Origin of the sequence: Phyllobacterium trifolii (assembly GCF_014192095.1) — a bacterium.
GTDB classification, from domain to species: domain Bacteria; phylum Pseudomonadota; class Alphaproteobacteria; order Rhizobiales; family Rhizobiaceae; genus Phyllobacterium; species Phyllobacterium trifolii.
This window is the reverse complement of sequence record NZ_JACHXN010000006.1, coordinates 97,808-122,520: the sequence shown is the minus strand read 5'-3', so window position 1 is coordinate 122,520 and position 24,713 is coordinate 97,808. Positions and strand designations below refer to the sequence as shown.

The following is a 24,713-nucleotide window of genomic DNA, read 5'->3' as shown; positions in this document are numbered from 1 at the left end:
TCGACAGCCGGGCACAAACACAATCACTTGAATGGTGCGCATTCAGGGAATTGTTTTTCAGAAAGATTTATCAGTGTTTGGAAAATGCATCGATCAAGGCTTCGCAGGTCTGCTCCAGCCGCTGTTGCGGGCCTTCAATACCGATGCTCTGACCACAGACACGCGCGCCTTCGACGAGGAGTACGAGCGCCTGAGCGAGTTGTTCGTACTGCTGAACGCCCGCCCTGCGGCAAAGCTCGACCAAATGCTGCATATGCGCTTTTTTAGCGTCCATGATGACTTTTTGGGCCGGGTGACCGGCTTCTTTTAGTTCAACCGCCGCATTGACGAGATCGCAGCCGCGCAAATCATTGAAGATACGTTGGGCAGCTTCATCGACCCAACCCCGCAACTGCCTGGCCGGGTCACCGGGATAGGCGTCTTCCAGATCGACCCAGATACGCTCCTTTTCGCTCGAGACCTGCTTCAGGCACTCGCAAACCAGATCGTCCTTGCAGCCAAAGTGGCGATAGAGCGTCATCTTGTTGGAACCGGCAGCCTCGGCAATGGCATCGACACCGATACCCTTGATCCCATGCTGGCGGAACAGCTCTATGGCGCTCTTCACGATCCGCTCACGAGGACGTCCCAGTGTGGTCACGAGCTTGTCAGAATTATCTGCTATTGTTTTCGAAGGGGTGCTTGACATTGATGTTACCGCTTAGTAACTATTGGGACGTTACTGACCGGTAACACACATTGAATGCCGAAGTCAATTCACTCGTTCGCCACCCTGCCCGTAACCCCCAACGCCCTAATTTTGATCCAATACAGTTTTACTGGTCATCGAAAAGGAGACCAATATGTCCCAGTTCTATTCAGACCTCACACAGTCCCAAGTCCTTTCAGACCCGCTGATCAACGCTGTCATGCGTGCCGATCGCGTCAGCCGAAAAGAGCTCGAGCTCCTTATGACAACTGTGGCGACCAAAAATTTTAGCGATGAGACAGTCAGCGAATGGCGCCGTCCATTGCCAGCTTTCGTCTCGGCGCAGCCGCTGAAAGGCAGCACGGACCTTTTGAGCAAGGTGTGCCAAGGGGCCGCCTGCTAACGAGTGATTGAGACTTGATCAAAAAAACTGCGGTCCTTCTCCGAAGGGCCGCAGTTTTTCGTTTAAACTCTAGCTGAAGATCCACGGCCGTCCGGTCAACGAGACCGGCCAATGTGAAACTTGCCAGTTCTCTCGAAACCTTCCGAACGTACCGGCAACCGGAATGCAAGTACCATCATGGTTTTCCATGAGGTGCGGCAGGCAAGAAGGCAAATAGCCATCAAGGTCCAGACATCGGAGGTCGGGTTCACCAACAGCAGCCATGGCACCGCCTTGGTCGCGTTGCCGACGGTGAAAAACATGCTCGTCGTTCCCGCGTAGATTTCCTTGCTGAGACCGAGGGGTAACAAGTATATCGCAAGTGGTGGCCCACCGGAATGCGTGATTTGTTCAGCATCCTATGCGGGCTAAATTGGCTTTTGCAGGTTGGTTCACCCCTTGAAACTCCACTAAATTGCGCATCCCTTCAGAAACAAATCGGCGCACATTTTCGCCCGAGCTACAATCTCTTCGACGTTCGGCGCCGACTTTTGGCGCAACATGGCTGCGCGCTGCGGTTCCATGACCATCATTCCCCGCAGCATGCCGCTTGCCGCGTGCGGATCGTCTAGCTTGATACGTCCACGCTCGACCTGTTCGCGAAGCCACGCTTCCATCAACGTATTGGTCCTTACGATTGCTCTTTCATAGAACGATGCTGCGAGTTCCGGAAACCGATCGGATTCACCAATCACGAGGCGCATGATCCCAATTGTATCGTCGGAAAGCGTGAGCATGCCATAGGCAATCAGCACGTGTTCAAGACCGACCCCTAAGTCATCATTGATATGCCCGGCGGGATCGACTGCCAGCAAAAAGCGGCCAATTCGAGCGGATATCATGCAGGCAAACAGATCTGCCTTGGTGGGAAACAGCCGATACAAGGTTTTGGTTGAAACGCCGGCATTCTGCGCAATGGCGCTGATGCTCACCGCAGCATAACCGCTTTCGTGAAACTGCGCATTGGCGGCTTCGACGATAAGGTTTCTCGTATCGTCGTCGCAGCGAACTTGTGGTCGGCCCCGCGGGCGTTTCTCAATCTTGTGAATTACGACCATATCCATTTTCCAAAATAATTATTGACAGCCCGTTTATACGGCGTATTTTGGAAAACGTCAAGTTTCATAAATGGAGTCATCAACCAAAGGCCGCAGCCCAAGTGACGGCGACCCGGAAATTCGGAGACCACAATGAGCAAGCTGCAAGCCTTGAACAACAACGTTGCCCAACCCGCAGAAATTGTCCCGACAGCGGAAGCGGGTTCGTCTGTCCGCATCGCGGAAGCGCCCCAGCCGTCGGCCTCTGATGAGAAGCCGGTCCGGAAGCGTGGACGCCGCTTACTTCTCGGTACAGCCGCGATCGTCCTAATCGCAGCTGGCGCCTATTATGGCCACGATTACTGGACGGTGGGTCGTTTCCACGTGGAGACGGACGACGCCTATGTAAAGGCGGACAATAGTTCGGTCGCGCCAAAAATCTCGGGCTATATCGCCGAAGTCCTCGTTAGGGACAATGAAACGGTGAAGTCGGGGCAGCCCCTCGCCCGCATCGACGATCGGGATTTCAAGACGGCGCTCGAGCAGGCGAAGGGCGATGTCGCGGCCGCAGAGGCAACGATTGAAGCCAAGCAAGCCTCCCTCGCAATCCAGGAATCCACTATCGCGGCAGCGCGTGCCACAGTCGATGTCGATCAGGCCAATGCGATCTTTGCTGAACAGAATAACAAGCGCTACGCAACGCTTGCCACGAGCGGCTATGGCAACATCCAGAACGCCCAGCAGGCCGCCTCCCAGATCGCTGCGGCAAAAGCAACCGTGGTGCGCGACAACGCTGCGCTGGACGCCGCAATAAAGCAGGTCGATCTATTGAAGGCAGAGCTGGCGCAGGCAAAGGCGGATCTGGAGCACGATCTCGCCGTCCAGCACCAGGCCGAACTCAACCTGTCCTATGCGACGATCGTGGCGCCTGTCGACGGCATCGTCGGCAACCGCACGCTGCGCATCGGCCAGTACGTTCAGGCGGGGACACAGCTGATGACGGTGGTACCAACCGCTTCGGTTTACGTGATTGCCAACTATAAGGAAACGCAGCTTACGGACGTTCATGCCGGCCAGCCGGTCGATATCGACGTCGATATGTTTCCGGACCGGGTCTATCACGGACGCGTCGACAGCCTTGCTCCCGCGAGCGGCCAGGAATTTGCGCTGCTGCCGCCCGACAACGCCACGGGCAACTTCACCAAGGTCGTCCAGCGCATTCCTGTAAAGATAATCCTTGATGCCGATAGCGCCGCGGGCGACCTGCGACCCGGCATGTCCGTCCAACCGAGCATCAATACCAAGGCCGACGCTATCCAGCGCCAGAGTCATTGACGGCCGGGTAAAAGGAGGAGCGTGCCATGTCTGCCATCACGTTTAATGCCGCGTCGGTGCCACAACCACGCGCCAGCACGAAGGAATGGATTGCCGTTCTCGCCGGTATGATTGGCGCGTTCATGGCGATCCTCAACATCCAGATCACCAATGCTTCGCTGCTCGATATCGAAGGCGGCATCGGTACCGGCGTCGACAACGGCGCCTGGATCTCGACGGCTTATCTCATCGGCGAAATCGTCGTTATTCCCCTCACCGCCTATTTCAGCAGCGTGTTCTCATTTCGCCGTTACATATTGGTGAATACGATCCTTTTCCCGCTTTTCTCCATTGCCTGTGCCTTCACCCATGATCTCGGTTCGATGATTGTCATGCGTGGCCTGCAGGGCTTTGCCGGAGGCGTGCTGATCCCCATGGCCTTCACCATGGTATTGACGAAGCTGCCAAAATCGCAACAGCCGGCTGGCCTCGCCCTCTTCGCCCTCTCCGTTACATTCGCTCCGGCGATCGGCCCTACGATTGGCGGCTATCTTACCGAGAACTATGGATGGCAGACGATCTTCTTCATCAATGCCGTCCCAAGCGCTGTCATGGCCGTAGCACTGGCCGCAACGCTGGATAAGACGCCTATGCAACTTCATCTCCTCAAAGAGGGCGACTGGGCCGGCATATTCACCATGGCAGTCGGACTCTCGGCTCTTCAGACCGTGCTCGAAGAGGGCAATAAGGACGACTGGTTCTCGTCGCCGTTCATCCTGAAGCTCAGCGCCGTCGCTGTGGTCTTCCTCGCGACCTTCATCTGGATAGAGCTGACCGTTGAAAAACCCTTGGTCAAGCTCAGCCTTTTGAAGCAGCGGAACTTCGCCATCGGTGTGGTGGTCAACGTACTTGTCGGTGTTGCGTTGTTCGGTACCGTCTATATCTTGCCGCAATATCTTGGACAGGTGCAGCGCTACAATGCCGAGCAGATCGGCAATGTGCTGGCATGGACGGGCCTGCCTCAATTGCTCCTGATCCCGCTGGTTCCGATGCTGATGAAGCGTTTTGACGCCCGCTATATCGGCTTCCTTGGCATCAGCATTTTCGCGGCGAGCTGCTTCATGAACGTCATGCTTTCACCCGACAATGCCGGCGATCAGTTCTGGATCCCGAACATCGTGCGTGCGATCGGACAAGCGCTCGTATTGACGCCGATCACCGCCATTACGACGGCCGGCATCGCCGCCGCCGACGCCGCTGCCGCATCGGGTTTGACGAATATGCTGCGCAATCTCGGCGGTGCGGTCGGCACGGCAACGCTTGGAACAGTTCTGACCAAGCGCGAACAGTTCCATTCAAACATCATCGGCCAATCGGTCACCCTGGCGCGCGATGAGGTTCATCAACGCCTCGACCAGCTGACCGGCTACTTCATCACCCATGGCGTTTCCGATCACGCCCTCGCAGCCCAGCAGGCCGTCGTCGCCCTTGGCCGGCTCGTCAAACGCCAGGCACTCATCCTTGGATTCGGTGATACCTTTGCGGTTATCGGCGTTCTCCTTGCTATCGCAGCAATCGCCTTGTTGTTCGCAGAAAAACCCAAGGGCGCAGGAGGAGCCGGCGCTCATTAGCGATTGCAGGGGTCGAGACGCACGAGCAACATAGTCACCGTTCTGGAGTTCATGTTTCGATGGATTGGATCGCTCGGCGTTTGAGCTGATCGTGGGGAGTCGCAATTGTCACCGATCTGAAGGACTTAGAGGAGCTTATCGAAAAGCTGGGTTCTCAAAGTTGATTAGCCAACTCATGACTTTTCCAACAAGACTATAGCAACAAGGTTTTTAGAATATTATTCCTCTGCAAGGCGGTGGACCGTTAGAAATCTGAATGTTACGTTTTGTCGTGGGAGGACAGTCCGCATCCGATGAGGAGGTCGGATACGCAAGTTGGAGAGAATTCGATGAGCAGAACTGTCCTGAACGCCGTGGGTGTACCGTTGTACTATAGCGGGAGCTCGACGGCATGGTTTTCCGCAACCGGATCCGGTTCCGAACTTCATGGGACGAATGGCAATGATTCCCTGTGGGGAGACGCCGCAGTCGACGTCACCATGCGCGGCGGGATGGGCGACGACATCTACTATCGCTATTCAAGCATCAATCGCGTCTATGAGGCAGCGGACCAAGGCGTTGATACCGTAAATACATGGATGAGTTCCACCCTGCGGGAAAATTTTGAGAACCTGACCGTCACAGGCGATGGGCGTTACGCCTTTGGCAACAATGCCGATAACATCATTACAGGTGGTTCCGGCAGTCAAACCATCGATGGCGGCGAGGGAAACGACGTTCTGACCGGCGCCGGTGGTGCCGATACTTTCATCATGACGATGGGCAACGGGAGCGACCTCCTCACCGATTTCGGATCCGACGATGTGGTGCGCCTGGATGGTTACGGGCTGACCTCTTTCGAGCAAGTTCGCAATAATTTCACCCAGGAAGGCGCCGATCTCAGGCTCTCTCTCGGAACAGGCGAAAGTCTGGTCTTTACCGATACGACCGCGGACGAAATCCGGGCGGATCAGTTCGAACTGAGCCTTGACCGCTCCACTTTGACCCGTACCTTTTCCGACGATTTCAATTCGCTCCAGCTTCATGACGGCGATACCGGTACATGGGAGGCGAAATATTGGTGGGCGCCCGAGAAGGGAGGGACCTTGTCAGGCAATGGTGAGCTTCAATGGTATGTCAACCCTGTCTACCAGCCTACAGCCTCGGTCAATCCATTTTCCGTGAACGATGGTGTCTTGACTATCACCGCGGAACAGACGCCGGACGCGATCAAATCCGAAGTCGATGGTTACGACTATACATCTGGCATACTGACGACTCATCCCTCCTTTGCCCAGACCTACGGCTATTTCGAAATTCGCGCCGACATGCCGGACGATGCGGGTGCATGGCCTGCTTTCTGGCTGCTTCCCGAAGACGGTTCCTGGCCCCCTGAACTCGACGTCGTGGAAATGACCGGACAGAATCCGAACACCGTCAACGTCACAGTCCATTCGAACGAGACTGGACAACAGACCTCGGAGACAACCGCCGTGCACGTCGGCGATACCGACGGATTTCACAGCTATGGCGTGTTATGGCAGGAAGATGAGGTCGTCTGGTATTTTGACGACGTCGCCGTGGCGCATGCGGATACCCCATCGGACATGCATGACCCGATGTACATGCTTGTGAACCTCGCCGTCGGCGGCATAGCCGGCACGCCAACGGACGGTTTGGCGGATGGTTCTGAAATGAGAATCGACTACATCAGGGCCTATTCTCTCGACGACCTGGGTGTTGACGCGGGCACCGACGTGCTGTCCTCGCAAACTTCCGACTGGCATGCTTAAGACACCTGTTGGAAAGGGCTTTTTCAAACACGCTGCTGCATCGGGCAAGTCTTTAATCGTAGCGGATTCTATAAGGTCCGCTCTACGCTAGCAGCTGATGGCTTTATGCATCGATTTCATGCTGCAGCGGATGCCGTTTGTGAATTTCAGTGCTGCAGATCGTGGCGGTTGTTTGTTGCGGTGATGTTTCGCTGACCGCATGACGTGCAGCTGACACCGATCCTGCAAACAAATCGGAATTGCCATAACCTCCTTGTATCGTTGCAATCAGGACGGCGCAAAGCCCGACACTGACCAAATATTTATGCCCGAGATTGTTCGTCCTCTCGATCCGGTCGCGGACATATTCAGGAACACCATCAACCTCTCGCATGGTCAACTCCTGTTTGCTCTGGATGTCTGAACCGGCAGCCCGGGCAATACCTTGTCCAAGGTGATCGGAAACTCGCGAACGCGCACTCCGGTCGCATTGAAGATCGCATTGGCGACAGCAGCGCCTGCGCCGCAAACGCCCAATTCTCCTATTCCCTTGCTACCAAAGACATTTGCGTTGTTGTCGGGCTCCTCCAGAAAAACCACGTCAAGGTCCGGGACATCCGCATTTACCGGAACATGGTATTCGGCGAGATCGTGATTGACGAAGTGACCGTATCTCGGATCAAGAACACTCTCTTCCATGAGCGCCGCGCCGATCCCCCAAACCATGCCTCCGATAATTTGCGAGCGCGCCGTTTTCGGATTGAGGATGCGACCTGCACCAATGACGCTTAGCATGCGGCGGATCCGTATCTCGGCTGTATCCAGATCGACTTCTATCTCGACGAAATGTGCACCGTAGGCGTGCTGGGAATAGTTTCGGTAGTTTTCGCCGGCTGCCTCTACGGCCCCTTGAGCATCCAGTCCTTGCGGCGCGACACGATTGATGAGGTTGGCAAGGTTTTCCGAACGATCCCCTATCCTGATTTCTCCGTTCCTGAATTCGGTTCGATCGAGATTCGAACCATAAAACGGTGATCCCGGCACCTCTTTTGCAACCTTTGCTATTTCTTGCTTCAACGCTTCGCAGGCATTGTGGACGGCGGAGCCGGCGCTCGCCGCTCCCCACGACCCGCCGGATCCCGCCGTGCGCGGAAAATGGCTGTCGCCGAGTTGGACATCAATTGCGGAAAGGGGAAGACCGAGGCTGGTAGCAGCGATCTGTGCCAGGATGGTATAAGTGCCCGTGCCGATATCGGTCATATCGAGCTGAACTTTTACCTGACCGTTCCCGTCGATGCCTATCCGGGCTGCCGACGCGCCAAGGTAGTTGGGCCGGATCGCAGCCGCCATGCCAAGACCGATCAGCTTGCGTCCTTCTCGCACCGTACCCGGCTTCGCCTGTCTTTGCTCCCATCCAAAGCGACGCGCGCCCTCTTGCATACAGGCGACGAGGTTGCGTGTGGAAAACGGAACGTTGCGCTCCGGATCTACCTCGGGCTCATTGCGGATACGCAATTCGATCGGATCAATACCGATCTGATCAGCCAACTCGTCCATGGCAGATTCAAACGCGAGCATGCCTGGCGCTTCGCCCGGCGACCGCATCCACTCACCGCGGTTTGTGTCCAGACCAACCAAACGATGCCTCGTGATCCGATTTGGAGCCGCATAAAGGGATCGCGCAAACACGGCCGTCTGTTCGCAGAATTCTTCGAACCGGGAGGTTGCCGAACAGACCTCATGGGCAATGCCGGTTAGCTTGCCACCACGGTCGGCGCTCAGCCGGACCGACTGGATCATTTTTGCGCGGTGACCCGCATTTGCAAACATCTGTTGCCGCGTCAGCGCAATCTTGACCGGGCGTTGGAGTTCCCTAGCGGCGAGCGCGGCAAGAATAGTATCGGCATGCACGATCAATTTCGAGCCAAATCCGCCTCCGATAAAGCGACTGACGAGATGCACCTTGTCAGGCGGGATTTGCAACGTATTGGCGATACCGGCCTGGAAATTCGCAAGGGTCTGGGCACTCGTGTAAATTGTCACTTCATCGCCGGACCAAGCTGCGAGTGTGGCATGCGGTTCCATCGGATTGTGATGTTCGTAGGGTGTCGTATAGATTGTATCGACCTTGACGTCGCTATCAGCAAACGCTGCCTCAAAGTCGCCAATAAGTGAATCCGTTTGAAAACCTGCATTGGTGCGCTGCGGCGCATAGGCATCCGCAAGGTGCCTGCTTAGATCATACGCACCGCGCTCGTCTTCATATTCGATCGCAATAAGTCCGGCGGCACCTCGTGCAGCCTCAAACGTTTCTGCCACGACCAGGGCAACAGGCTCGTCATAGTAGCGAACGCGGTCAGTCGAGAGGAAGGGTCGCGGACGGGTAAAGACCTCACGCACCGCTGGCGTGACAGCCGGACCAAATGCAGGTTGTGCCGGTGCATTCTTATGAGTCATCACACGGAGGACACCCGGCATTGCCTCGGCCTGCGCAGTATCGATCGCAGAGATGCGGCCGCGCGCGATGCCGGCCCCAAGAATATAACCATAGGCAACCGGATCATCTGCCTTATGCTCATAAGCGTAGACGGCCTGTCCCGTCACCTTAAGCGCGCCATCGACGCGATCGACCGGCTGGCCGATCCAGGTCTTTCCGGTATTCGCTATTGGTGTCGAATCGGACATGATCTTCCTCATCCGCGTTGTGAAGCAGCAGCAAGCGCGTGTTGTATCGTCCGCTTTGCCAAGGGGATTTTGAAGTCGTTTTCGCCACGACCAACGGCATTTGCCAATGCAATCTCCGCCGCCTGCTCAAACACTTCGGTCGAAACCTTCTCGCCGAGCAGGATTGTTTCGGCTTCGGGAGTGCGCCATGGTTTGGCGGCAACGCCGCCCAGTGCAAACCGCGCGCCTGTAATTGTCTCGCCTGCAACGTCGACAATTGCTGCGACCGATACGAGTGCGAAGGCATAGGATGCCCGGTCACGAACCTTGCGGTAGATATGCCTCCCGGGTTGGACCGGCGGCAGGATAACCGCCGTTATCATTTCCCCAAGCTTGAGCGGTGTTTCGATATCGGGCGTTGTTCCGGGCAGTCGGTGCAGATCGCCGATAGGGATTTGTCTTGTCACGCCTTCGGTATCGATCGTCTCGACAGATGCGTCGAGGACCAGCATGGCAACCGCCATATCCGACGGATGTACCGCAATACAGGCTTCACTTGATCCAAGCACAGCGTGCATGCGGTTGAAGCCATGGAGCGCTGCACACCCGGAACCAGGCTTGCGCTTGTTGCAAGGCATATCGCGATCATAGAAGTAGTAACAACGCGTCCTCTGCAGCAGGTTGCCACCTGTCGACGCTTTGTTGCGGATTTGCGCGGAAGCGCCCGCAAGCAGCGCTTGTGCCAGGACCGGATAGTTAGATCTTATTCGTGGATCAGCGGCGAGCGTGCTGTTACGCACCTGCGCACCGATACGCAGGCCGCCTTCTGCTGTTTCTTCAATTTTATTGAAGGGCAGATGGTTGATGTCGACCAGATGGGCCGGCCGTTCGATTTCCAGCTTCATGAGGTCGAGTAGATTCGTGCCGCCACTGATGAACTTGGCGATTGGTGTACCAGCGGCACCTGCCAATGCATCGCGCAGTTCGCCTGCCCTTTGATAGGTGAAAGGTTTCATACCTCAAACCTCTCTGGCTACGTCGCGGATCGCAGCGACAATATTGGGGTATGCGGAGCAGCGACAGATATTTCCGCTCATGCGCTCGCGTATCTCCGCATCAGTCAAGGAGACGTTCGGATTGGAAAGCGTCTTGCTGACATGGCTTGGCCAGCCGTCTGCCGCTTCTTGCAACATGCCGACGGCCGAGCAAATCTGGCCGGGTGTGCAGTATCCGCACTGAAATCCATCATGTGCAATGAATGCAGCCTGCATGGGATGGAGATCGGTGCCCTTCGCAAGGCCCTCAATAGTCGTGATAACGTCACCGTCATGCATTACTGCCAGCGTGAGGCAGGAATTGATCCGTTGGCCGTCAACGAGCACTGTGCATGCTCCACACTGTCCATGATCGCAACCTTTCTTGGAACCGGTCAGACCAAGATGATTGCGCAACACATCGAGCAATGTCGTACGGGGATCCACGCCAACAGAATAGTTGCGCAAGTTGATGTTCAGGGTCAATTCCACCGGATCAACGACCCTTATGCCGGCATCGTCATCCCCAGTGGTAGGCATTTGTTGGCTCGTCGCTGGCAATCCAGTTGCAAGCAAGAATCCAGCCGCTGCACCGGATTCCAGAACGGTTCGGCGTGTCGGACCCGTTTTTTGAGACTCTTCATTCATTGCTTCCACTCCTTGGAGACGACAACGGTCAAGGGAAACGTACCGGCAGACCGATGGCCCGCCGGCACGAGCTTCTGAGCGTTCGGGACTAAATCATCAGCTCGGCTGCTGGTTCGTATCGGAGCTTGATGGCGTTTGCGGAGCCTGCTCTGTCTGCGTATTGGCGGAGTTGAGCTTCTGGCACGCAAGCGCAGTTCCGGCTGAGAACGCAATACCCACTGTTGCGATGGCGGCGATCAGATATTTATTCATGACGATCTCGCTTTCTGATTAGTCGATGGACTGTTTCATTGACATCAGACAGCGTATTTGCGGTTTGTCGCAGAGTTGTGCCGTACCAAGGGCAGAGTTGTCGCAAAGTATCGCAGGATTGCGTGACGGGACATTTCGCTACAAATTACCAGCATCAACGCGACGGCCAGGTAGCCAACCCGATATTGCTTGACAAACTTTGATACAATTTTCCGGATACCGGAAAACTACTTCGAGTGATATTTCACGCGTGTGCATTAAAGTCAGGGACGTGCCCGATGGAATCCGTACCCCATATCGCAGTAGTCGACGATCACCGGGATATCCGCGACCTTGTTGGCAAATATCTCACTCAGCAAGGATATCGCATCAGCGTCGCTGAAAGCGGGTCCGCACTGAGACGACTGCTCGAACGCAACGCTCCGGACCTTATCATTCTTGATATCATGATGCCCGGGGAAGACGGCCTGTCGGTTTGCCGGCAGCTACGCCGTTCGACCGAGCTGCCGATCATTTTCCTGACTGCCATGGCCGATGATACGGACCGCATTATTGGTCTGGAGCTTGGAGCCGACGACTATCTCATCAAGCCCTTTAATCCACGTGAGCTGCTCGCGCGGATCAGGGCAGTCTTACGGCGGGTCAATAGCCTGCCGCCACAGCGCGAAATGCCCAAGGCAAAGACGATCAGTTTCGAGCGCTGGAGTCTGGATGTCGGACGCCGGGAATTACTGGGGGGCGACGGCGTTGGCGTCCCGCTCAGTACGGCAGAATTTCGGTTACTCAAGGCCTTTCTCGAACATCCCGGAATGGTGCTCAGCCGCGATCAGCTTATGGACCTGACCGTCGGTCGCAGTGCCGATTCATTCGACCGGAGCATAGACAACCAGGTCAGCCGGTTACGCAAGAAAGTCGAGGTCGATCCTAAGAATCCCTCAATTATCAAGACACACTGGGGCGGTGGCTATAGTCTTTGCGCAGAGGTGGAGCGGGCATGAAACGGTGGTGGAAGCGCAGTCTGGCGGCACAATTCATAGGCTTGATGCTGCTCGCGCTCGCGCTCTCCCAGGCACTCAGCTTCTTCGTTTCCTGGGACGAGCGGGGTAAAGCACTGCAGGCGGCCGCGAAGGCAGAGTTTTTCAGCCGAACGGCTTCCCTTGCAACGCTGCTCGAAACCATACCAGCGGCGTTTCGCAACGATGTCCTGGATGCAACCGGCACCGGCTACAGCCGGTTCTGGCTATCCTCTCAAGCGCCGGTGGACGCGGACGCGTGGCGTCGCGAGGCATGGGTGCAATTGTCAAAACCCATGCCAAATCTAAAAGCCCTGAAGTTCAAGATGCCTGGAGCAGCTACATCAACCGCCGCAGAAACTGCGCGGCCTGAACCTTCGCCCTTCCAGGCGCTGGCTGCACAATCTGATTCATGGACTACACTTGGTCCGCATGTCTGGACGATACCGCAGCCAGCAAAATTTCTCTATCTCGGCCATTCAAACGGAATGGGGCTAGCCGTTGAATTAAGCGATGGTACCTGGCTGAACACGGCCTATGCCAAATCAGTTCCAAATTCCATCTGGAACGTCCAGTCTCTATCGTCCCTTGGTATAACTGCTGCAATTCTTTCGCTGATCGGTGTCATCGTGGCCAGGCAGATCGCAAGTCCGATGCGTCGCCTTGCCATGGCAGCTGAAGCCTTGGGGCGCGGTGAAAGTGTAGAACCGCTTCCGGAAGCAGGACCTGACGATATCCGTCAGACTGCCGAAGCATTTAATCGCATGCAATGCCGGTTGCATCGCTTTGTCGAGGACCGAACCCGGATGCTGGCCGCCATTGGTCATGATCTGCGAACGCCACTTACATCGCTCCGCCTGAGGGCGGAATTTGTCACAGAACCGGACGTGCAACAGCGAATGCTCGCGACCATAGACGAGATACAAACGATGACGGAAGCGGCCTTGGCGTTTGCGCGAGAGGAAGGCACGGTTGAGAACACACGTGCCATGAATATCTCTGCGCTGGTCGAGAGCATTTGCGACGACATGGCGGAGCTCGGTCAGGACGTCAAGTTTCTTGAAGGCGAAAAGATAGTCTACCGATGCCGACCCGATGCTTTGCGACGCGCCTTCCGCAATTTAATCGAAAATGCGGTCCGCTATGGCGAAAGGGCGCGCGTCAGCGTCGGGAAGCGGCATGAGGGCATCGACATCATCGTCGAGGATGATGGACCAGGCATACCGGAAACCGCATTCGAGGACGTATTCGCTCCGTTTTTCCGGCTGGAGCAATCCCGCAACCGGGAAACCGGCGGGGTCGGTCTCGGTCTGTCGATTGCGCGGGCAATCATTCATCATCACGGGGGGGAGATCGCTCTTCACAATAGCGGTAGCGGCTTGAGGGTGGTGGTTGCGCTTCCTGCTGCTCAACGAATTTCCTGAAATATATGTATCGAAATGTAGCAAGGTACCCAATCGTTACGGGTGGGGTCAAAAACGCGTGCCTCCCGGCAAACCTCTGCGACATCTCGCGCGCAATATACGCCTCATAACTGAATATGCAGGTCTCTTGCACATTCACAAATGAGGATGTCAAAATGTTACGCGTTGAAAATCACGCTGGCCGCAGCAGTTTTTCTATCCCTTTCGAAATGGATAACCGCGATGCGAAATTGGTTTTCGCCTCTGTGCTTTTTGCAGATATCAAAGGCTTCACACGTTTTTGCCAGGCCGTCGATCTATCCTCGGCATTCCACGCTCTTTCAGCATTTCATCGGCGGATGGCACAGGTAGTCTCACGATTTTCTGCGACTGTAATCACGAACACCGGCGATGAAGTCATGGCAGCGTGGTGTGGCACACCGTCCGCTGTATCGTCGAAAGCGCTCCGATGCGGGTTTGCTATGCTTGAGTCTGTGGAGGCCTGGAACCGCGAAGATCGTTCCCATAGACCGAGTTTGAATATTGGTGTGGGCCTTCATGCTGGACCAGTTGTTCTGGGTGAGATCCCCGGTTTGTCTGAACGACGAATGAGTGTGTTCGGCGATACGGTGAATACTGCAAGCCGCCTCGAACAGATGACGAGAGCCTATTCAACTGATCTGATCGCCTCCGACGAACTGGTGCGGCTGGCATCCGCAATCACACCAGTGGAAAGTGACGCCAATCGGCTTCACTCAGCGATAACCGCAAAGGTTCGCGATCGGGCTGGATTGCTTTCAATCCGCATCTCTGCGTGAGGCCCCAAGTCGCCTCACCCACCGTCGCCGACAACTAGTCTGCGGGCAGTTTGCGTGCGGGCCAATCGTTTCTTGGTACCGCGTTGCCAATCGTGAAACTGAAGGAAACGACTTCCATCGCTGCCGCATCGACCTGGCATTTGAAGTCCAGATTGTACCAGTTGGACCTGTTTCGAAATGCCCCCACCCGGGAATTCAATCCACCGCTCGCGATGGTTCGGCCGGACGGGCTATATGCCAGCAAGTCGGCATCAGGCCTTTGGTTGCGAACCTGTTCCAATGCCTCATTGCCGCATAATTGCAAGATGCGCTGGTTTCGGGGCAGATTTCCTATCGCCTGTCTCACCCTCGGGTCCGACAAGACATTGGGTGAAAACAGTTTCTTCGCTTGGGTAAGTCTGGGCGGCTTTTGCTTGCTGCTCTGGGGCTCTGCCGGCTTCTTCTGTGCAGGTGCCTTCTGACTTTGCGCGAGTGCTTTTGCATCCGCCGCTTGTTGTGCAGTAGGAGCTTCGTCCTTGCGCGGTACGTCGCCCCTATCCGTCACGGGAAGATCAAGCTTGGGCAGGTCCGTCTTGGTGCTGGCCGTTGGCTTTTCTGCAGGCGGCTGCGTCTCTGGCTTTGCCGGAGAGGCATCCTCAGACGTTGAATCGGCGCTTTGAGGCGCCTCCTGCTCCTCGGGGGGTAGTTGCGGCTCAGTCACCTTCTGGTCAGTTTTGGCTGGAGCCGACTCAAACACTTGTGGTGGCGGCGGAGCTGGAGGTGGTGGCGCTGCTTGTGGTTTGCTCTTGGCAGGTTTGCTTGGTGCCGTCGCCGCCGGCGGCTTGAGCGGCGCCGGAGGCACGACCTCGACTTTGATAGCTTCTTCCGGTGGCTTCGGCAGCGCCTCGGACAGCCGGAACAGCAGCAGAAATGCCACCGACAGATGCAGGGCAACAGACGCTAGTGCGCCCCATCCGCTCCACGGCTTCTTATAGTGTTGCATTGCTCAGACGATACCGGACCCGCATCTTTGAAACCTAGGCTCTAGCAGGGTCGGCAACAAGGGGCCGTAATCCAATAGTCGAATTGCCGGCGGCGCATTGCGCCACCGGCAAATCAATCAGACGCTGGCGTATGCGAAGACCTCATTGGCTCCGCGATAGATCATCTCCAACGACACGTAGAGAATAATCAGCAGACCGACATAGGCGATCCAGCGGTGACGCTGGAGCAGGCGCGCAATGAAGCTTGCGGCAATACCCATAAGGGCGATCGACAGGATCAAGCCAAAGACAAGTATTTCAATGTGATCACGCGCTGCGCCGGCTACAGCCAGCACATTGTCGAGCGACATCGAAACATCGGCGATGACGATCTGCCATGCAGCTTGCGCGAAAGTCTTGCGCGGAGCCCCCGCAGCAATTTTCCCGTCACCATCAATATCCCCCCGTAGCAGTGCCTCATTGGCTTCGGTCTCTTCAGCATGGGTGGTGCGAAGCTCCCGCCACATTTTCCAGCAAACCCAAAGCAGGAGGATACCGCCCGCAAGCAACAGACCAATGATCTGCAGCAGTTGGGTGGTGGCGATCGCAAAAATGATACGAAGCACCGTGGCTGCGATAATACCGAGGAGAATGGCTTTGGCACGCTGATCCTTTGGTAGACCAGCGGCGGCAAGGCCGATGACGATTGCATTGTCGCCAGCCAGGACCAGATCCATCATGATGACCTGGAGTAGGGCTGAAAGTGCGCTGGCACTGAGAAGTTCGCTCATGTGGTACCCGTTTTCCATAATTGGGGGCGCCCAAATTCCGTGAAATATCCGAAATCACAAAGCAACGGCAATCTGCACTTTCGTTTGGAATGCGGACTGAACTGTGAAAAAATTACGGTCGATTGTATTCCAGGAAACCAGGCCATCCAGTTGAACACTCAGTCCGACATCGCAGCTCCAAGAACTGCCAGAGGGGCCCGGCCTGATGTGCCATTCCTATTCGAATCGCGCCGCGAACTCAAGGGGGCAATATCCGGAATCGAAATGTGGCTGAGGTTTGATCCGACTCACACGCAGTATTGCCGCGGCGCAATGAGCGACTTTTCGTCCGCTGGACCGGTACCGAGGATGCCGATAGGTTCTGCCTGCAATCGAGAGGGAAGCACATGACTGATATTTGGTTTCGTACGGGTGTAGCAACGGTTCTGGCTGCGGAGGGTCAGGTGACCGACGCCATGCCGGAGGTTGTCATCGGCTCGGTCAGGGGTCCGGTCGGGCAGGCATTTGCGTCGATGATGGGACAGGTCAAGGGTCATACACGCATGTTCGTGGTGCGGGATCTCAACCAAGCGGTACGGCCGGCCACAATGATGACCACCAAGGTCACGATCAAGAACATGGCATATGCGGAACTGCTTGGCGGGGTCGTCCAGGCGGCGATGGGCGATGCGATCGTCGACTGTCTGATCGAAGACATTCTCCCCCGCGATCAAGCCGATGACCTCTGCATGATCATTACCGTTTGGCTCGATCCCCGCTGCGTCGAGGACGAAAATCTCGACCACAAGGATCTTTACCGTACCAATTACGAAGCAACAAAGCTCGCAATTTCCCGGGCAATGACCGGCAGACCCACGGTCGAAGAACTCATCGCCAACCGCAAGACGGTCAAACATTACGCGCTGGAAGGCATCATCGATTATTGATCGGCCAGGGGCGCCCGCGGACTGCCTGGCTCCGATTACTTAGAACCCAAACGATTTCTGCGCTGGTTGCGGTGTTTCGAAACGAACACCCTCCAGCTCGAGCATGCGGGCCTTGGCGACGGAGCCTCCGGGCGCGGAAAAACCGCCGACTTTGCCACCGGCCGCCAATACGCGATGGCAGGGAATAATCAACGGCACCGGGTTCTTGGCCATGGCCTGGCCAACATCACGCGCGGCTTCCGGTCCTGCGCCAAGCTGCTTGGCCAAGGCACCGTAGGTCGTCGTATGGCCCCAACCCAACTCCCGTGCAGCAGCATAGATTTGCTCGAAAAATCCGTCCTGCTCGCCCAAATCGAGCTTGAAGTCGAAAAAATCAATCTCTTCGCCCTCGAAATAGCGCTTTGCCGCGGCCACGGCTTGAAGCACTTGCTCAGAGGGTTGGCCAGGTTCAGCGCCAGGTAGCCTGCGGAGCAGCAACCGTTCTGCTGCGTCAGCACTTTTTGTCGGCAACTGAAAGCGTGTGATCCCGATATCGCTCCAGGCGATACCGCAGAAGCCACCCGCGGTTTCGAAGATAAGATAATGCTGCACTGTCTGGCCCATCGCACCGCCCTCGCGTTTCAACTGCCATAAAAATCGTGCAATCGGTGTGCGAATTCAACCCGATTCCTGCTTCGTGCGAGTCCCAGGTTGTTGGAGGTCGTCGAAAAGATGTGCGAGAGCAGTATCTAACTATTTTGACTTAATAACTTGACTCGTTTTATCATATTATTTTATAGCTATCCCCGCAACATCGCTGGCAATTTTACTCGGGCATTTTAAATAAAAATGCGCGGACGAAAGCCATTTTATTCCTCATTGCAATCGTCTATCAAGAAGATATCAAAATGAGAAAAGAAATAAATCTATATGACGACAATATTCTTGTCGATGTATTGATACGATATAAGCCAAAGCTCTTGAAAATCGCTGAAGGCGTTCTGCATTCCCGCACGCAATCAGAAGATATATTTCATGATGCTGTCATAAAGGCATGCACCATGCAGTCCAGTTGCGTCCGTTGTCCGGTCGGCTATGCTTGCCGCATGGTCTACAATCTGGCTTTGGACGAGGCCCGCAAACGGTCCTATGAAAAGCTCAACATGACACCCGTCGACGGTATGGATTCCATCCCTGCCCCGAGTGTCAGCGCGCTTGACTGTCTGGTGAGCACTGAAACTCTGTGGGAAGTACTGAACTCATTAAACACTCTGCCGAAGCGCACCCAGGACGCATTTGTCCGCCATCGCGTCGACGGCATTCCGCAGAAAGATATTGCGGACGAATTGGGCGTATCCAGAACGCTCGTCAACTTCATGATCAAAGACGCGCACCGCGCTTGTCAGCAAACCCTTAATGCCGCTTAGACAAACGGCGGCCGCGGATAAGTAGCAACGCAAACACTGGTCCGCCCAGCAGCGTAGCGACAAGCCCCGTCGGCAATTGCCACGGGAAATAGGCGGTGCGGCCGATGAAGTCGGCCGTTGCCATTAGCATCGCTCCGCATAGTGCCGAGCCTATCAGGTGCAGCAGGCCGCGCGTTAGCCCAAGCCGCTGTGCGAGATGCGGAGCCATCAGGCCGACGAAGCTCAACGGACCCACTATCAGGGTAGCCAAGGCTGTCAGCAGCGCGGCTACGGCAAGGATCAGGATCTGCAGCTTCTTCACATCAACGCCGTGTGAATGGGCCGATAAATCACCCAAAGCGAATTGTTGCAGCGGGCGAACGAGGAGCATAACCGTGATGACGCCAACGATTGCCAGTGCCGATATTATCAATGACATGGCACTACTCACCCCGTAGGTCGAGCCCGCCATCCAGCTGATCAGCGACAGGGCCCGCGGGTCGCCTGAGGCGAGGACGACGGAGATCAACGCCGTCAGAAATGCTCCCAGCGATACACCGAACATCAGGAACTGGTTACCGGAATGCGCCGCGCGGCTCATCGCGAAGAGGATAGCGAGAACTGTCCCGGCACCCAAAAAACCGCCGACAAGTCGATGGCTAATGGTCGGTTCTGATACAACGAACAAGATACAAAGTAATCCGAACGCCGTTCCGGCACTGACACCCAGAACCTCCGGACTTGCCATGGCGTTGCCGGTCAGACGCTGCAACAGGCTGCCGGCAAGCGCCAGCATGATACCCGCGGAAGTTGCGGCTACGAGTCGAGGAAGCCGCCATGGCAACAGGAATTTCAGTGTCGCGCCAGTGCTGCTTATCCACGATCCGTCGACGCCCCTTCCGACAAATATCGCGACCATTGCAACGGCCAAGACAAGACCGGCAAGCGTCGCTATCAGTATCAGGGGCCGACTGCTTGCGGCGGGGGACGATCCGCTTTGAACCGCCGTTTGCAGCGAACCGCCACGCTTCAACATCACGAACAGAAGTACCGGCACTCCGATCAGCGCAGTCGCCGCACCAGTCGGAACATAACTTCCTGTTTTTGCGGTATAAATTTGCATGATCTGATCAACGATGATCAGCAATGCAGCGCCGATGAGCGGAGCAACAATGAGCCGGGTATTGATCCGCCGGGCGCCAACCGCCCTCGCGATCGCAGGTGCAGCGAGGCCCAGAAAGCCGATCACACCCACAGCGCTTACCGTGAACGTTGTCAGTGCCACGGCGACAAACAGTGCAGCGGCCCGGACGAATTGCAGTTTGACTCCAAGACCTTGCGCTGCCTCACCAAGCGTCAGGACACTCAACTGCCGGACCAGCAGCAGCGCAAGTACGGTGCAGCCGACAACTTGCGGGAAAAGTCCGGCAACCGAGCGCCAGTCGTTCTGGTTCAACGATCCGCCACCCCAGACGAACAGACCTGACAGATAATGGTCGTTCATCAGCGTCAGCAGCGTAACGATTGCCGTACAGTATAGGCCCGTAACCAGGCCTGTCAGGATGACGGCAATCGGCTGAAACTTGAATCGCCATGCGACGGCGAAGACGACGGCCATTGCGGCGAAGCCACCAAAAGCCGTTGCCGTGTCGCGGCTCCAGCCGAGAAGCGCCGGAAACCAAAGCATCGCGACACCGAGTGCGAGCTGGGCCCCTGCCTCCACGCCCAAGGTCGAAGGTGAAGCGAGCGGGTTGCGCAACACATGCTGGAAAAGAACACCGGATAACCCTAGTGCGAAGCCGCAGACGCAAGACATCACCAGCCGTGGCAATACACTATAGTGCAGAAGGACTGCCTGGCTGTCACCGACTGACGGCAGCGAAAAGACAGCACGTACTCCGGTGCTGCCGATCAACGGACCGAGGTTGAATGCAGCGATGGCGGCGGCGATGCACCACAACAAGCCGGTGGCGAACCATGGACGGGCAGCAATATGTTTCATGCGCTGCCTTCGACGAGCAATCGGGCAAAACGGGTTGCCGCAGGCAGTGTGCCGAACATCAGAACGCTCGCCATGCGCTGGGCATGTCCTGACTGCGCAAACGGCATGCTTTGCCAAAGGGGACTACCCGGCAAGTCTGCAAGCACATCCGGTGGTACTGGATCCATGTAAAAAAGCCGCGCGTCGCCAATATCAAACAGATCGGCCATACCGATATCGCCGAATCCCCATTCATTGGTTGGCCGCGTCCAGGCATTCTCCAGCTCAAGACGATCGAACACATCCTGAAAAATGCCGCCGGGCCCATATATCCGGATATTGCGTTCATCGATAAACGTGATGACTGCGACCTTTCCGAGATGGCTGGTCGCCGCCCGTGCTGCACGCAATTTTACCTCCGAGCTATCGATCAGCGCTTCCGCCTCTGTCGCGCGCCCGAGCACACGGCCGAGTTCCCGCGTCGCGTCAATGATATGGGGAAACGGTGATGACCCGAGTGCGTGTATCGGGAACGATTTGACCGGCGCGATCTGCTCCAGCTGGGGCCTGACCCATTCAAGATACGGCGTCGACACAATCAGATCGGGTCTCAACAGCTGCAACAGCTCCATGTTGATCTCATGGGAGGAGCCGAGATTGGCCACGTTCGGCGGCAAAGCTGGTTCCACCGTCCAGTTCGCCCATCCCGTCGTGTCAATCAGTCCGATTGGTGGCACGCCAAGCTCAATCAATGTCTGCGCCAGACCATAGTCCAGCGAAACAACTCTCGGAGCAGAACTTGCGCCCTGCGCCTTTGCCGGCAAACAACCAAGCGTTGCCGCCACACCAAACAGAAAGTCGCGTCTGCGTATCGGGGACATTGGCTTAGAGGACGTAACTGATGGGCGCTTGCGTTTCCGGATGCCGGAATATCCCCATGCGCACGCCATAGATCGCATCGAGCCTGTCCGCAGTAATAAGCGTCTCGGTCTCGTCGTGAGCCACGAGCTTGCCGCCGGAAAGTGCAATCAACCGGTCGCAATAGCGCGCTGCCATGTTGATGTCATGCAGAACGATGAGCACGGACCGACCGTGGTCGTGCGCCAGCTTCTGAATCAGGCGCATCACCTCGATCTGATGATTGATGTCGAGAGCCGAGATCGGCTCGTCAAGAAGCAGGCACTCGGTGTCCTGGGCGACCAGCATCGCCAGGAAGGCACGTTGGCGTTCACCGCCGGACAGAGTATCGACAATACGATCAGCCATCGCCGTCATGGATGTCAGCTCCAGTGCTTCCCCAACTTTGGCCCTGTCGTTGCTGGAGAAACGTCCAAGCGCTCCGTGCCAGGGGTAGCGGCCAAGAGCAACGACTTCCCTTACGGTCATGCCGTCGGTGTCGGGAGTCTGTTGCGGCAGATAGGCAACCTTCCTGGCATATTCCTTGGACCGGAACGATCCCAGCGCCTGCCCCAGACATTCGACGCTGCCGTGCGTTGGCGACTGAAAACGCGCCAGTATCTTCAGCAGCGTGGATTTTCCGGACCCGTTATGGCCAAGGATACCGACCACCTCGCCCTGTGGAATGTCCAGCGTCAATGGATGGAGCAGTGTCCGTCCATCAACGTCGTAACCGATACCATTCAACGAAAAGGCGGATCCGTTCATTACATGCTCGCTAGAACTTGGCCGAAAGCGTCGCTTTGATGGCCCGCCCTTCGCCATAGATGCAACTGGTATTGCTACTGTCACCAGCGCAGGTCGAATAATACTCTTTGTCGAACACATTGTTCGCCTTCAGCGACCCCTTCCAGCCGTTCTTCTCATAGCTGATAGCTGCATCGACCAGAGTATAGGACCCGACCTCGATCTGATTGGCGTTATCACCGAAGGAGCTACCGACATAGCGAACGCCGGAACCAATATTCAGGCCTTCGAATGCCCCGCTCTCGAAGGTGTACTTCGCCCAGAGTGACGCTTGATGTTCCGGCACGAGCGCCGGCCGATTACCAAGTTCACCGTCGACGTTGCTGGATGTGATTTCCGCATCAAGATAAGTATAGCTGCCCGTGAGGCTGACACCGTGGAAGAGGTTCACGACGGTCTCGAGCTCGAAGCCGCGATGGCGCACCTCGCCCGTCTGAACGTCGAATCCTAGATTATCGGGGTCTGGCGTCAGCACGTTGGACTTGGTGATCTCGAAAACCGAGCCGGTGACCGTTCCCGGGAAATAGTCCGGCTCATACTTCACGCCTGCTTCGTACTGCTGACCCTCGGAAGGCGAGAATGACTGACCGGAGAAGCCTTGACCGATGGTTGGTGTGAAGGATTCGGAATAGCTGATGTAAGGCGTCAGGCCGTTATCGAACAAGTATCCGAGACCTACCTTTCCAGAGAAGGCACTGTCAGATTGCTCGCTGGTTGAATTGCTCAAGCGATCAAAGGTCTTGTCTTCCACCCAGGACTGGCGTCCACCCAAAGTGAGCAACCAGTGATCGTCAAATTTGGTTTGGGTTTGAGCGTAGAGTCCGATCTGATCGACGGTCTGGCGACGATCGACATAAATTGGGGGAGAGGGAACATCGATACCATATATCGGATCGTTGATATTGAGGCTTGGTCCTTCCGCCTCGAACCCGTTCTGACCGTCAACAGTCTGGCGGTCGTATGAAAAACCCATCAGCAAGGTGTTCGTGATGCGCTTGCCTTCATAATCATACTGAACTCCATTATCGACGCTGAAGAGTGTTGCCGTTTCGTCAACCGTAAAGGCCGTACGACCCATCGTGTCATCGTCGATCATGTTCGAATAGTAGAGGTGCCTGTAATCTGTGTTCTGCTGCGAGTAGCGGAGATTTTGCCAGATTTTCCATTCTTCATTGAAGCTGTGCTCGAACTCATAGCCGATGGAGCCGTGGTCTGCATCGAAGCGGTCGAAATTCGGATCAGATGTGGTGAAGCTACGAGAGAATTTCGGAATATTCGGGAAGTCCGGACTTGCGATTGGCAGGAACGTATTCGGCGTCAGTTTATCCCACTGGTAGTTGGCGAGGATTGTCAGCGACGTGTCGGCGCTGGGTGACCAGGTGATTGCGGGTGCGATGAACACCCGGTTGTTCTTGGAAAAATCCGTTTGGGTCTGCCCATCGCGGAAAAGACCCGTCAGGCGATAGGTCCACACGCCTTCCTTGTCGAGCGGACCGCCCAAATCAATCCCCGTCTCATAGGTGTTGAAGGATCCGTAGCTGGCATAGGCGCTGTAAAGCGGGTCCTGGGTCGGCCGCTTGGTCACGAGGTTGACAATGCCGCCAACCTCATTCGAGCCATAGAGGACGGATGCCGGTCCCTTGAGCACCTCCACTCGTTCCAGGCCGTATGGCTCGGCTTTGAAACCAGAGAAGTCGATGGCCTTTTGCGGCAGACCGTCGCGATAAACAGCGTATGGACCAATGTCAAAGCCACGGATCAGGAATTGATCGAAGCGATCATCAACGCCCCAGGGCGAGGCCGTGACGCCGGAAGTGTAGGCAATCGTATCCTCGATTTGCTCTGAAAACCGATCATCCATCTGCTCTCGGGTAACAACAGAAATGGATTGGGGGATTTCACGGATCGGCGTGTCGGTCTTGGCACCTGTCATCGTATTTTTGGCGATATAGCCTTTGTCAGGGCCAACAGGACTGGTATCGCCATCGATGACAATGGTGTTCAGCTGGATTGAGGGCGCTTCCTGGGCAACGGCGATATTTGCCATCATCAACCCGGCAATCGACGTCGTCACCAGCAATCGGGCACGACGCTGCCGCCTTGATGAACTGGCTTCGGTCCAAATCACTGCCCTGCATCCCCGCATGACACACCCCTTGTAAAAGCTTGACTCTGCTTGATAATTTACATGAGTTCTGTACTCATGTTTAAAGATGACTACATTTGTCATCTTATGTGAGTCAAGGCGCGATCGGTAAAATGCCGATTT

Annotated in this window: 23 protein-coding genes and 1 pseudogene; 9 read left to right on the top strand and 15 right to left on the bottom strand. The window is 56.0% G+C overall.

Annotation, left to right across the window (positions count from 1 at the left end):
- Positions 1-70: 70 nt before the first annotated feature.
- Positions 71-688, bottom strand: a complete 618-nt coding sequence (locus FHS21_RS11130; protein WP_112531108.1) for a TetR/AcrR family transcriptional regulator — start codon at positions 686-688, stop codon at positions 71-73.
- Between the two features lie 154 nt (positions 689-842).
- Between FHS21_RS11130 and FHS21_RS11125 the strand changes: the two genes are divergently transcribed.
- Positions 843-1,091, top strand: a complete 249-nt coding sequence (locus FHS21_RS11125) for a hypothetical protein (RefSeq protein WP_112531109.1) — start codon at positions 843-845, stop codon at positions 1,089-1,091.
- A 200-nt stretch (positions 1,092-1,291) separates the two neighbouring features.
- Here the strand turns inward: FHS21_RS11125 and FHS21_RS11120 are convergent.
- Positions 1,292-1,477, bottom strand: a pseudogene (locus FHS21_RS11120) (sulfite exporter TauE/SafE family protein); the annotation flags it as partial.
- A 63-nt stretch (positions 1,478-1,540) separates the two neighbouring features.
- Entirely contained in the window at positions 1,541-2,188 is a 648-nt protein-coding gene (locus FHS21_RS11115; RefSeq protein ID WP_183661922.1) for a TetR/AcrR family transcriptional regulator, read from the bottom strand.
- A gap of 132 nt (positions 2,189-2,320) precedes the next feature.
- On the opposite strand from FHS21_RS11115, the gene FHS21_RS11110 reads away from it, so the two are divergent.
- The 3 genes from FHS21_RS11110 to eglC all read left to right on the top strand — a co-directional run bounded on the left by FHS21_RS11110 (position 2,321) and on the right by eglC (position 6,884).
- Complete coding sequence (locus FHS21_RS11110) at positions 2,321-3,502, top strand: HlyD family secretion protein (RefSeq protein WP_112531111.1); 1,182 nt, start codon at positions 2,321-2,323, stop codon at positions 3,500-3,502.
- 26 nt (positions 3,503-3,528) lie between these two features.
- Positions 3,529-5,112 (top strand): DHA2 family efflux MFS transporter permease subunit, encoded by a 1,584-nt coding sequence (locus FHS21_RS11105; protein ID WP_112531112.1) that lies wholly within the window; start codon positions 3,529-3,531, stop codon positions 5,110-5,112.
- 329 nt (positions 5,113-5,441) lie between these two features.
- On the top strand, positions 5,442-6,884 hold the full coding sequence (eglC, locus tag FHS21_RS11100) for an endo-1,3-1,4-beta-glycanase EglC (RefSeq protein WP_112531113.1): 1,443 nt from the start codon (positions 5,442-5,444) through the stop codon (positions 6,882-6,884).
- 103 nt (positions 6,885-6,987) lie between these two features.
- On the opposite strand, the gene FHS21_RS11095 is transcribed toward eglC, so the two are convergent.
- From FHS21_RS11095 to FHS21_RS11075, 5 genes are all read right to left on the bottom strand, one after another.
- Positions 6,988-7,257 carry a hypothetical protein gene (locus FHS21_RS11095; RefSeq protein WP_112531114.1) on the bottom strand — a complete coding sequence of 90 codons (270 nt, stop codon included), beginning with the start codon at positions 7,255-7,257 and terminating at the stop codon, positions 6,988-6,990.
- 2 nt (positions 7,258-7,259) lie between these two features.
- The gene (locus tag FHS21_RS11090) at positions 7,260-9,548 is read right to left on the bottom strand and encodes a molybdopterin cofactor-binding domain-containing protein (RefSeq protein ID WP_112531115.1); all 2,289 of its coding nucleotides are present in this window, start codon (positions 9,546-9,548) and stop codon (positions 7,260-7,262) included.
- Between the two features lie 8 nt (positions 9,549-9,556).
- A complete protein-coding gene (locus FHS21_RS11085) occupies positions 9,557-10,543 on the bottom strand; it encodes an FAD binding domain-containing protein (protein ID WP_112531116.1) in 987 nt (328 codons plus the stop codon).
- Between the two features lie 3 nt (positions 10,544-10,546).
- Positions 10,547-11,101, bottom strand: a complete 555-nt coding sequence (locus FHS21_RS11080; protein ID WP_376772094.1) for a 2Fe-2S iron-sulfur cluster-binding protein — start codon at positions 11,099-11,101, stop codon at positions 10,547-10,549.
- 204 nt (positions 11,102-11,305) lie between these two features.
- Positions 11,306-11,461 (bottom strand): hypothetical protein, encoded by a 156-nt coding sequence (locus tag FHS21_RS11075; RefSeq protein ID WP_162701993.1) that lies wholly within the window; start codon positions 11,459-11,461, stop codon positions 11,306-11,308.
- A gap of 278 nt (positions 11,462-11,739) precedes the next feature.
- Here FHS21_RS11075 and FHS21_RS11070 point away from each other — a divergent pair, with 278 nt between their 5' ends.
- The 3 genes from FHS21_RS11070 to FHS21_RS11060 all read left to right on the top strand — a co-directional run bounded on the left by FHS21_RS11070 (position 11,740) and on the right by FHS21_RS11060 (position 14,695).
- Complete coding sequence (locus FHS21_RS11070; RefSeq protein ID WP_112531118.1) at positions 11,740-12,459, top strand: response regulator; 720 nt, start codon at positions 11,740-11,742, stop codon at positions 12,457-12,459.
- Positions 12,456-13,898, top strand: a complete 1,443-nt coding sequence (locus FHS21_RS11065) for a sensor histidine kinase (protein ID WP_112531119.1) — start codon at positions 12,456-12,458, stop codon at positions 13,896-13,898. Before FHS21_RS11070 ends, FHS21_RS11065 begins: the two co-directional genes overlap by 4 nt.
- Before the next feature lie 155 nt (positions 13,899-14,053).
- Positions 14,054-14,695 carry an adenylate/guanylate cyclase domain-containing protein gene (locus FHS21_RS11060; RefSeq protein ID WP_162701995.1) on the top strand — a complete coding sequence of 214 codons (642 nt, stop codon included), beginning with the start codon at positions 14,054-14,056 and terminating at the stop codon, positions 14,693-14,695.
- A gap of 34 nt (positions 14,696-14,729) precedes the next feature.
- Here FHS21_RS11060 and FHS21_RS11055 read toward each other — a convergent pair whose 3' ends face one another.
- Both FHS21_RS11055 and FHS21_RS11050 read right to left on the bottom strand, forming a co-directional pair.
- Positions 14,730-15,677: a DUF930 domain-containing protein gene (locus FHS21_RS11055; RefSeq protein WP_183661920.1), complete on the bottom strand. Its 948-nt coding sequence runs from the start codon at positions 15,675-15,677 to the stop codon at positions 14,730-14,732.
- A 117-nt stretch (positions 15,678-15,794) separates the two neighbouring features.
- Positions 15,795-16,448, bottom strand: a complete 654-nt coding sequence (locus FHS21_RS11050) for a TerC family protein (protein WP_112531122.1) — start codon at positions 16,446-16,448, stop codon at positions 15,795-15,797.
- 386 nt (positions 16,449-16,834) lie between these two features.
- On the opposite strand from FHS21_RS11050, the gene fae reads away from it, so the two are divergent.
- On the top strand, positions 16,835-17,374 hold the full coding sequence (gene fae / locus FHS21_RS11045) for a formaldehyde-activating enzyme (protein ID WP_183661918.1): 540 nt from the start codon (positions 16,835-16,837) through the stop codon (positions 17,372-17,374).
- Positions 17,375-17,413: 39 nt separating this feature from the next.
- On the opposite strand, the gene FHS21_RS11040 is transcribed toward fae, so the two are convergent.
- The gene (locus FHS21_RS11040) at positions 17,414-17,977 is read right to left on the bottom strand and encodes a methylated-DNA--[protein]-cysteine S-methyltransferase (RefSeq protein ID WP_183661916.1); all 564 of its coding nucleotides are present in this window, start codon (positions 17,975-17,977) and stop codon (positions 17,414-17,416) included.
- A gap of 284 nt (positions 17,978-18,261) precedes the next feature.
- Between FHS21_RS11040 and FHS21_RS11035 the strand changes: the two genes are divergently transcribed.
- Positions 18,262-18,780: a sigma-70 family RNA polymerase sigma factor gene (locus FHS21_RS11035; protein WP_183661914.1), complete on the top strand. Its 519-nt coding sequence runs from the start codon at positions 18,262-18,264 to the stop codon at positions 18,778-18,780.
- On the opposite strand, the gene fhuB is transcribed toward FHS21_RS11035, so the two are convergent.
- Genes fhuB through FHS21_RS11015 form a run of 4 tightly spaced genes read right to left on the bottom strand, consistent with a single transcriptional unit; the run spans position 18,767 to position 24,572 of the window.
- The gene (gene fhuB / locus FHS21_RS11030) at positions 18,767-20,761 is read right to left on the bottom strand and encodes a Fe(3+)-hydroxamate ABC transporter permease FhuB (RefSeq protein ID WP_183661912.1); all 1,995 of its coding nucleotides are present in this window, start codon (positions 20,759-20,761) and stop codon (positions 18,767-18,769) included. The two genes, FHS21_RS11035 and fhuB, sit on opposite strands and share 14 nt — an antisense overlap.
- The gene (locus FHS21_RS11025; protein ID WP_183661910.1) at positions 20,758-21,621 is read right to left on the bottom strand and encodes an iron-siderophore ABC transporter substrate-binding protein; all 864 of its coding nucleotides are present in this window, start codon (positions 21,619-21,621) and stop codon (positions 20,758-20,760) included. The genes fhuB and FHS21_RS11025 overlap by 4 nt, the downstream gene beginning before the upstream one ends.
- Positions 21,622-21,625: 4 nt before the next feature.
- Positions 21,626-22,405, bottom strand: a complete 780-nt coding sequence (locus FHS21_RS11020; protein ID WP_112531128.1) for an ATP-binding cassette domain-containing protein — start codon at positions 22,403-22,405, stop codon at positions 21,626-21,628.
- Between the two features lie 10 nt (positions 22,406-22,415).
- Positions 22,416-24,572, bottom strand: coding sequence for a TonB-dependent siderophore receptor (locus FHS21_RS11015; protein WP_162701998.1), 2,157 nt, complete (start codon positions 24,570-24,572; stop codon positions 22,416-22,418).
- Between the last annotated feature and the right edge of the window lie 141 nt (positions 24,573-24,713).

Bases quoted from the DNA above. Each gene is read 5' to 3' on its own strand.
- FHS21_RS11105 (WP_112531112.1), top strand. From the start codon at position 3,529: ATGTCTGCCATCACGTTTAATGCCGCGTCGGTGCCACAACCACGCGCC.
- fhuB (WP_183661912.1), bottom strand. From the start codon at position 20,761: ATGAAACATATTGCTGCCCGTCCATGGTTCGCCACCGGCTTGTTGTGG.
- FHS21_RS11095 (WP_112531114.1), bottom strand. From the start codon at position 7,257: ATGCGAGAGGTTGATGGTGTTCCTGAATATGTCCGCGACCGGATCGAG.
- FHS21_RS11080 (WP_376772094.1), bottom strand. From the start codon at position 11,101: ATGCCTACCACTGGGGATGACGATGCCGGCATAAGGGTCGTTGATCCG.
- FHS21_RS11115 (WP_183661922.1), bottom strand. From the start codon at position 2,188: ATGGTCGTAATTCACAAGATTGAGAAACGCCCGCGGGGCCGACCACAA.
- FHS21_RS11110 (WP_112531111.1), top strand. From the start codon at position 2,321: ATGAGCAAGCTGCAAGCCTTGAACAACAACGTTGCCCAACCCGCAGAA.
- FHS21_RS11085 (WP_112531116.1), bottom strand. From the start codon at position 10,543: ATGAAACCTTTCACCTATCAAAGGGCAGGCGAACTGCGCGATGCATTG.
- FHS21_RS11090 (WP_112531115.1), bottom strand. From the start codon at position 9,548: ATGTCCGATTCGACACCAATAGCGAATACCGGAAAGACCTGGATCGGC.
- FHS21_RS11040 (WP_183661916.1), bottom strand. From the start codon at position 17,977: ATGGGCCAGACAGTGCAGCATTATCTTATCTTCGAAACCGCGGGTGGC.
- FHS21_RS11065 (WP_112531119.1), top strand. From the start codon at position 12,456: ATGAAACGGTGGTGGAAGCGCAGTCTGGCGGCACAATTCATAGGCTTG.
- eglC (WP_112531113.1), top strand. From the start codon at position 5,442: ATGAGCAGAACTGTCCTGAACGCCGTGGGTGTACCGTTGTACTATAGC.
- FHS21_RS11125 (WP_112531109.1), top strand. From the start codon at position 843: ATGTCCCAGTTCTATTCAGACCTCACACAGTCCCAAGTCCTTTCAGAC.
- fae (WP_183661918.1), top strand. From the start codon at position 16,835: ATGACTGATATTTGGTTTCGTACGGGTGTAGCAACGGTTCTGGCTGCG.
- FHS21_RS11055 (WP_183661920.1), bottom strand. From the start codon at position 15,677: ATGCAACACTATAAGAAGCCGTGGAGCGGATGGGGCGCACTAGCGTCT.
- FHS21_RS11075 (WP_162701993.1), bottom strand. From the start codon at position 11,461: ATGAATAAATATCTGATCGCCGCCATCGCAACAGTGGGTATTGCGTTC.
- FHS21_RS11070 (WP_112531118.1), top strand. From the start codon at position 11,740: ATGGAATCCGTACCCCATATCGCAGTAGTCGACGATCACCGGGATATC.
- FHS21_RS11020 (WP_112531128.1), bottom strand. From the start codon at position 22,405: ATGAACGGATCCGCCTTTTCGTTGAATGGTATCGGTTACGACGTTGAT.
- FHS21_RS11035 (WP_183661914.1), top strand. From the start codon at position 18,262: ATGAGAAAAGAAATAAATCTATATGACGACAATATTCTTGTCGATGTA.
- FHS21_RS11060 (WP_162701995.1), top strand. From the start codon at position 14,054: ATGTTACGCGTTGAAAATCACGCTGGCCGCAGCAGTTTTTCTATCCCT.
- FHS21_RS11050 (WP_112531122.1), bottom strand. From the start codon at position 16,448: ATGAGCGAACTTCTCAGTGCCAGCGCACTTTCAGCCCTACTCCAGGTC.
- FHS21_RS11025 (WP_183661910.1), bottom strand. From the start codon at position 21,621: ATGTCCCCGATACGCAGACGCGACTTTCTGTTTGGTGTGGCGGCAACG.
- FHS21_RS11130 (WP_112531108.1), bottom strand. From the start codon at position 688: ATGTCAAGCACCCCTTCGAAAACAATAGCAGATAATTCTGACAAGCTC.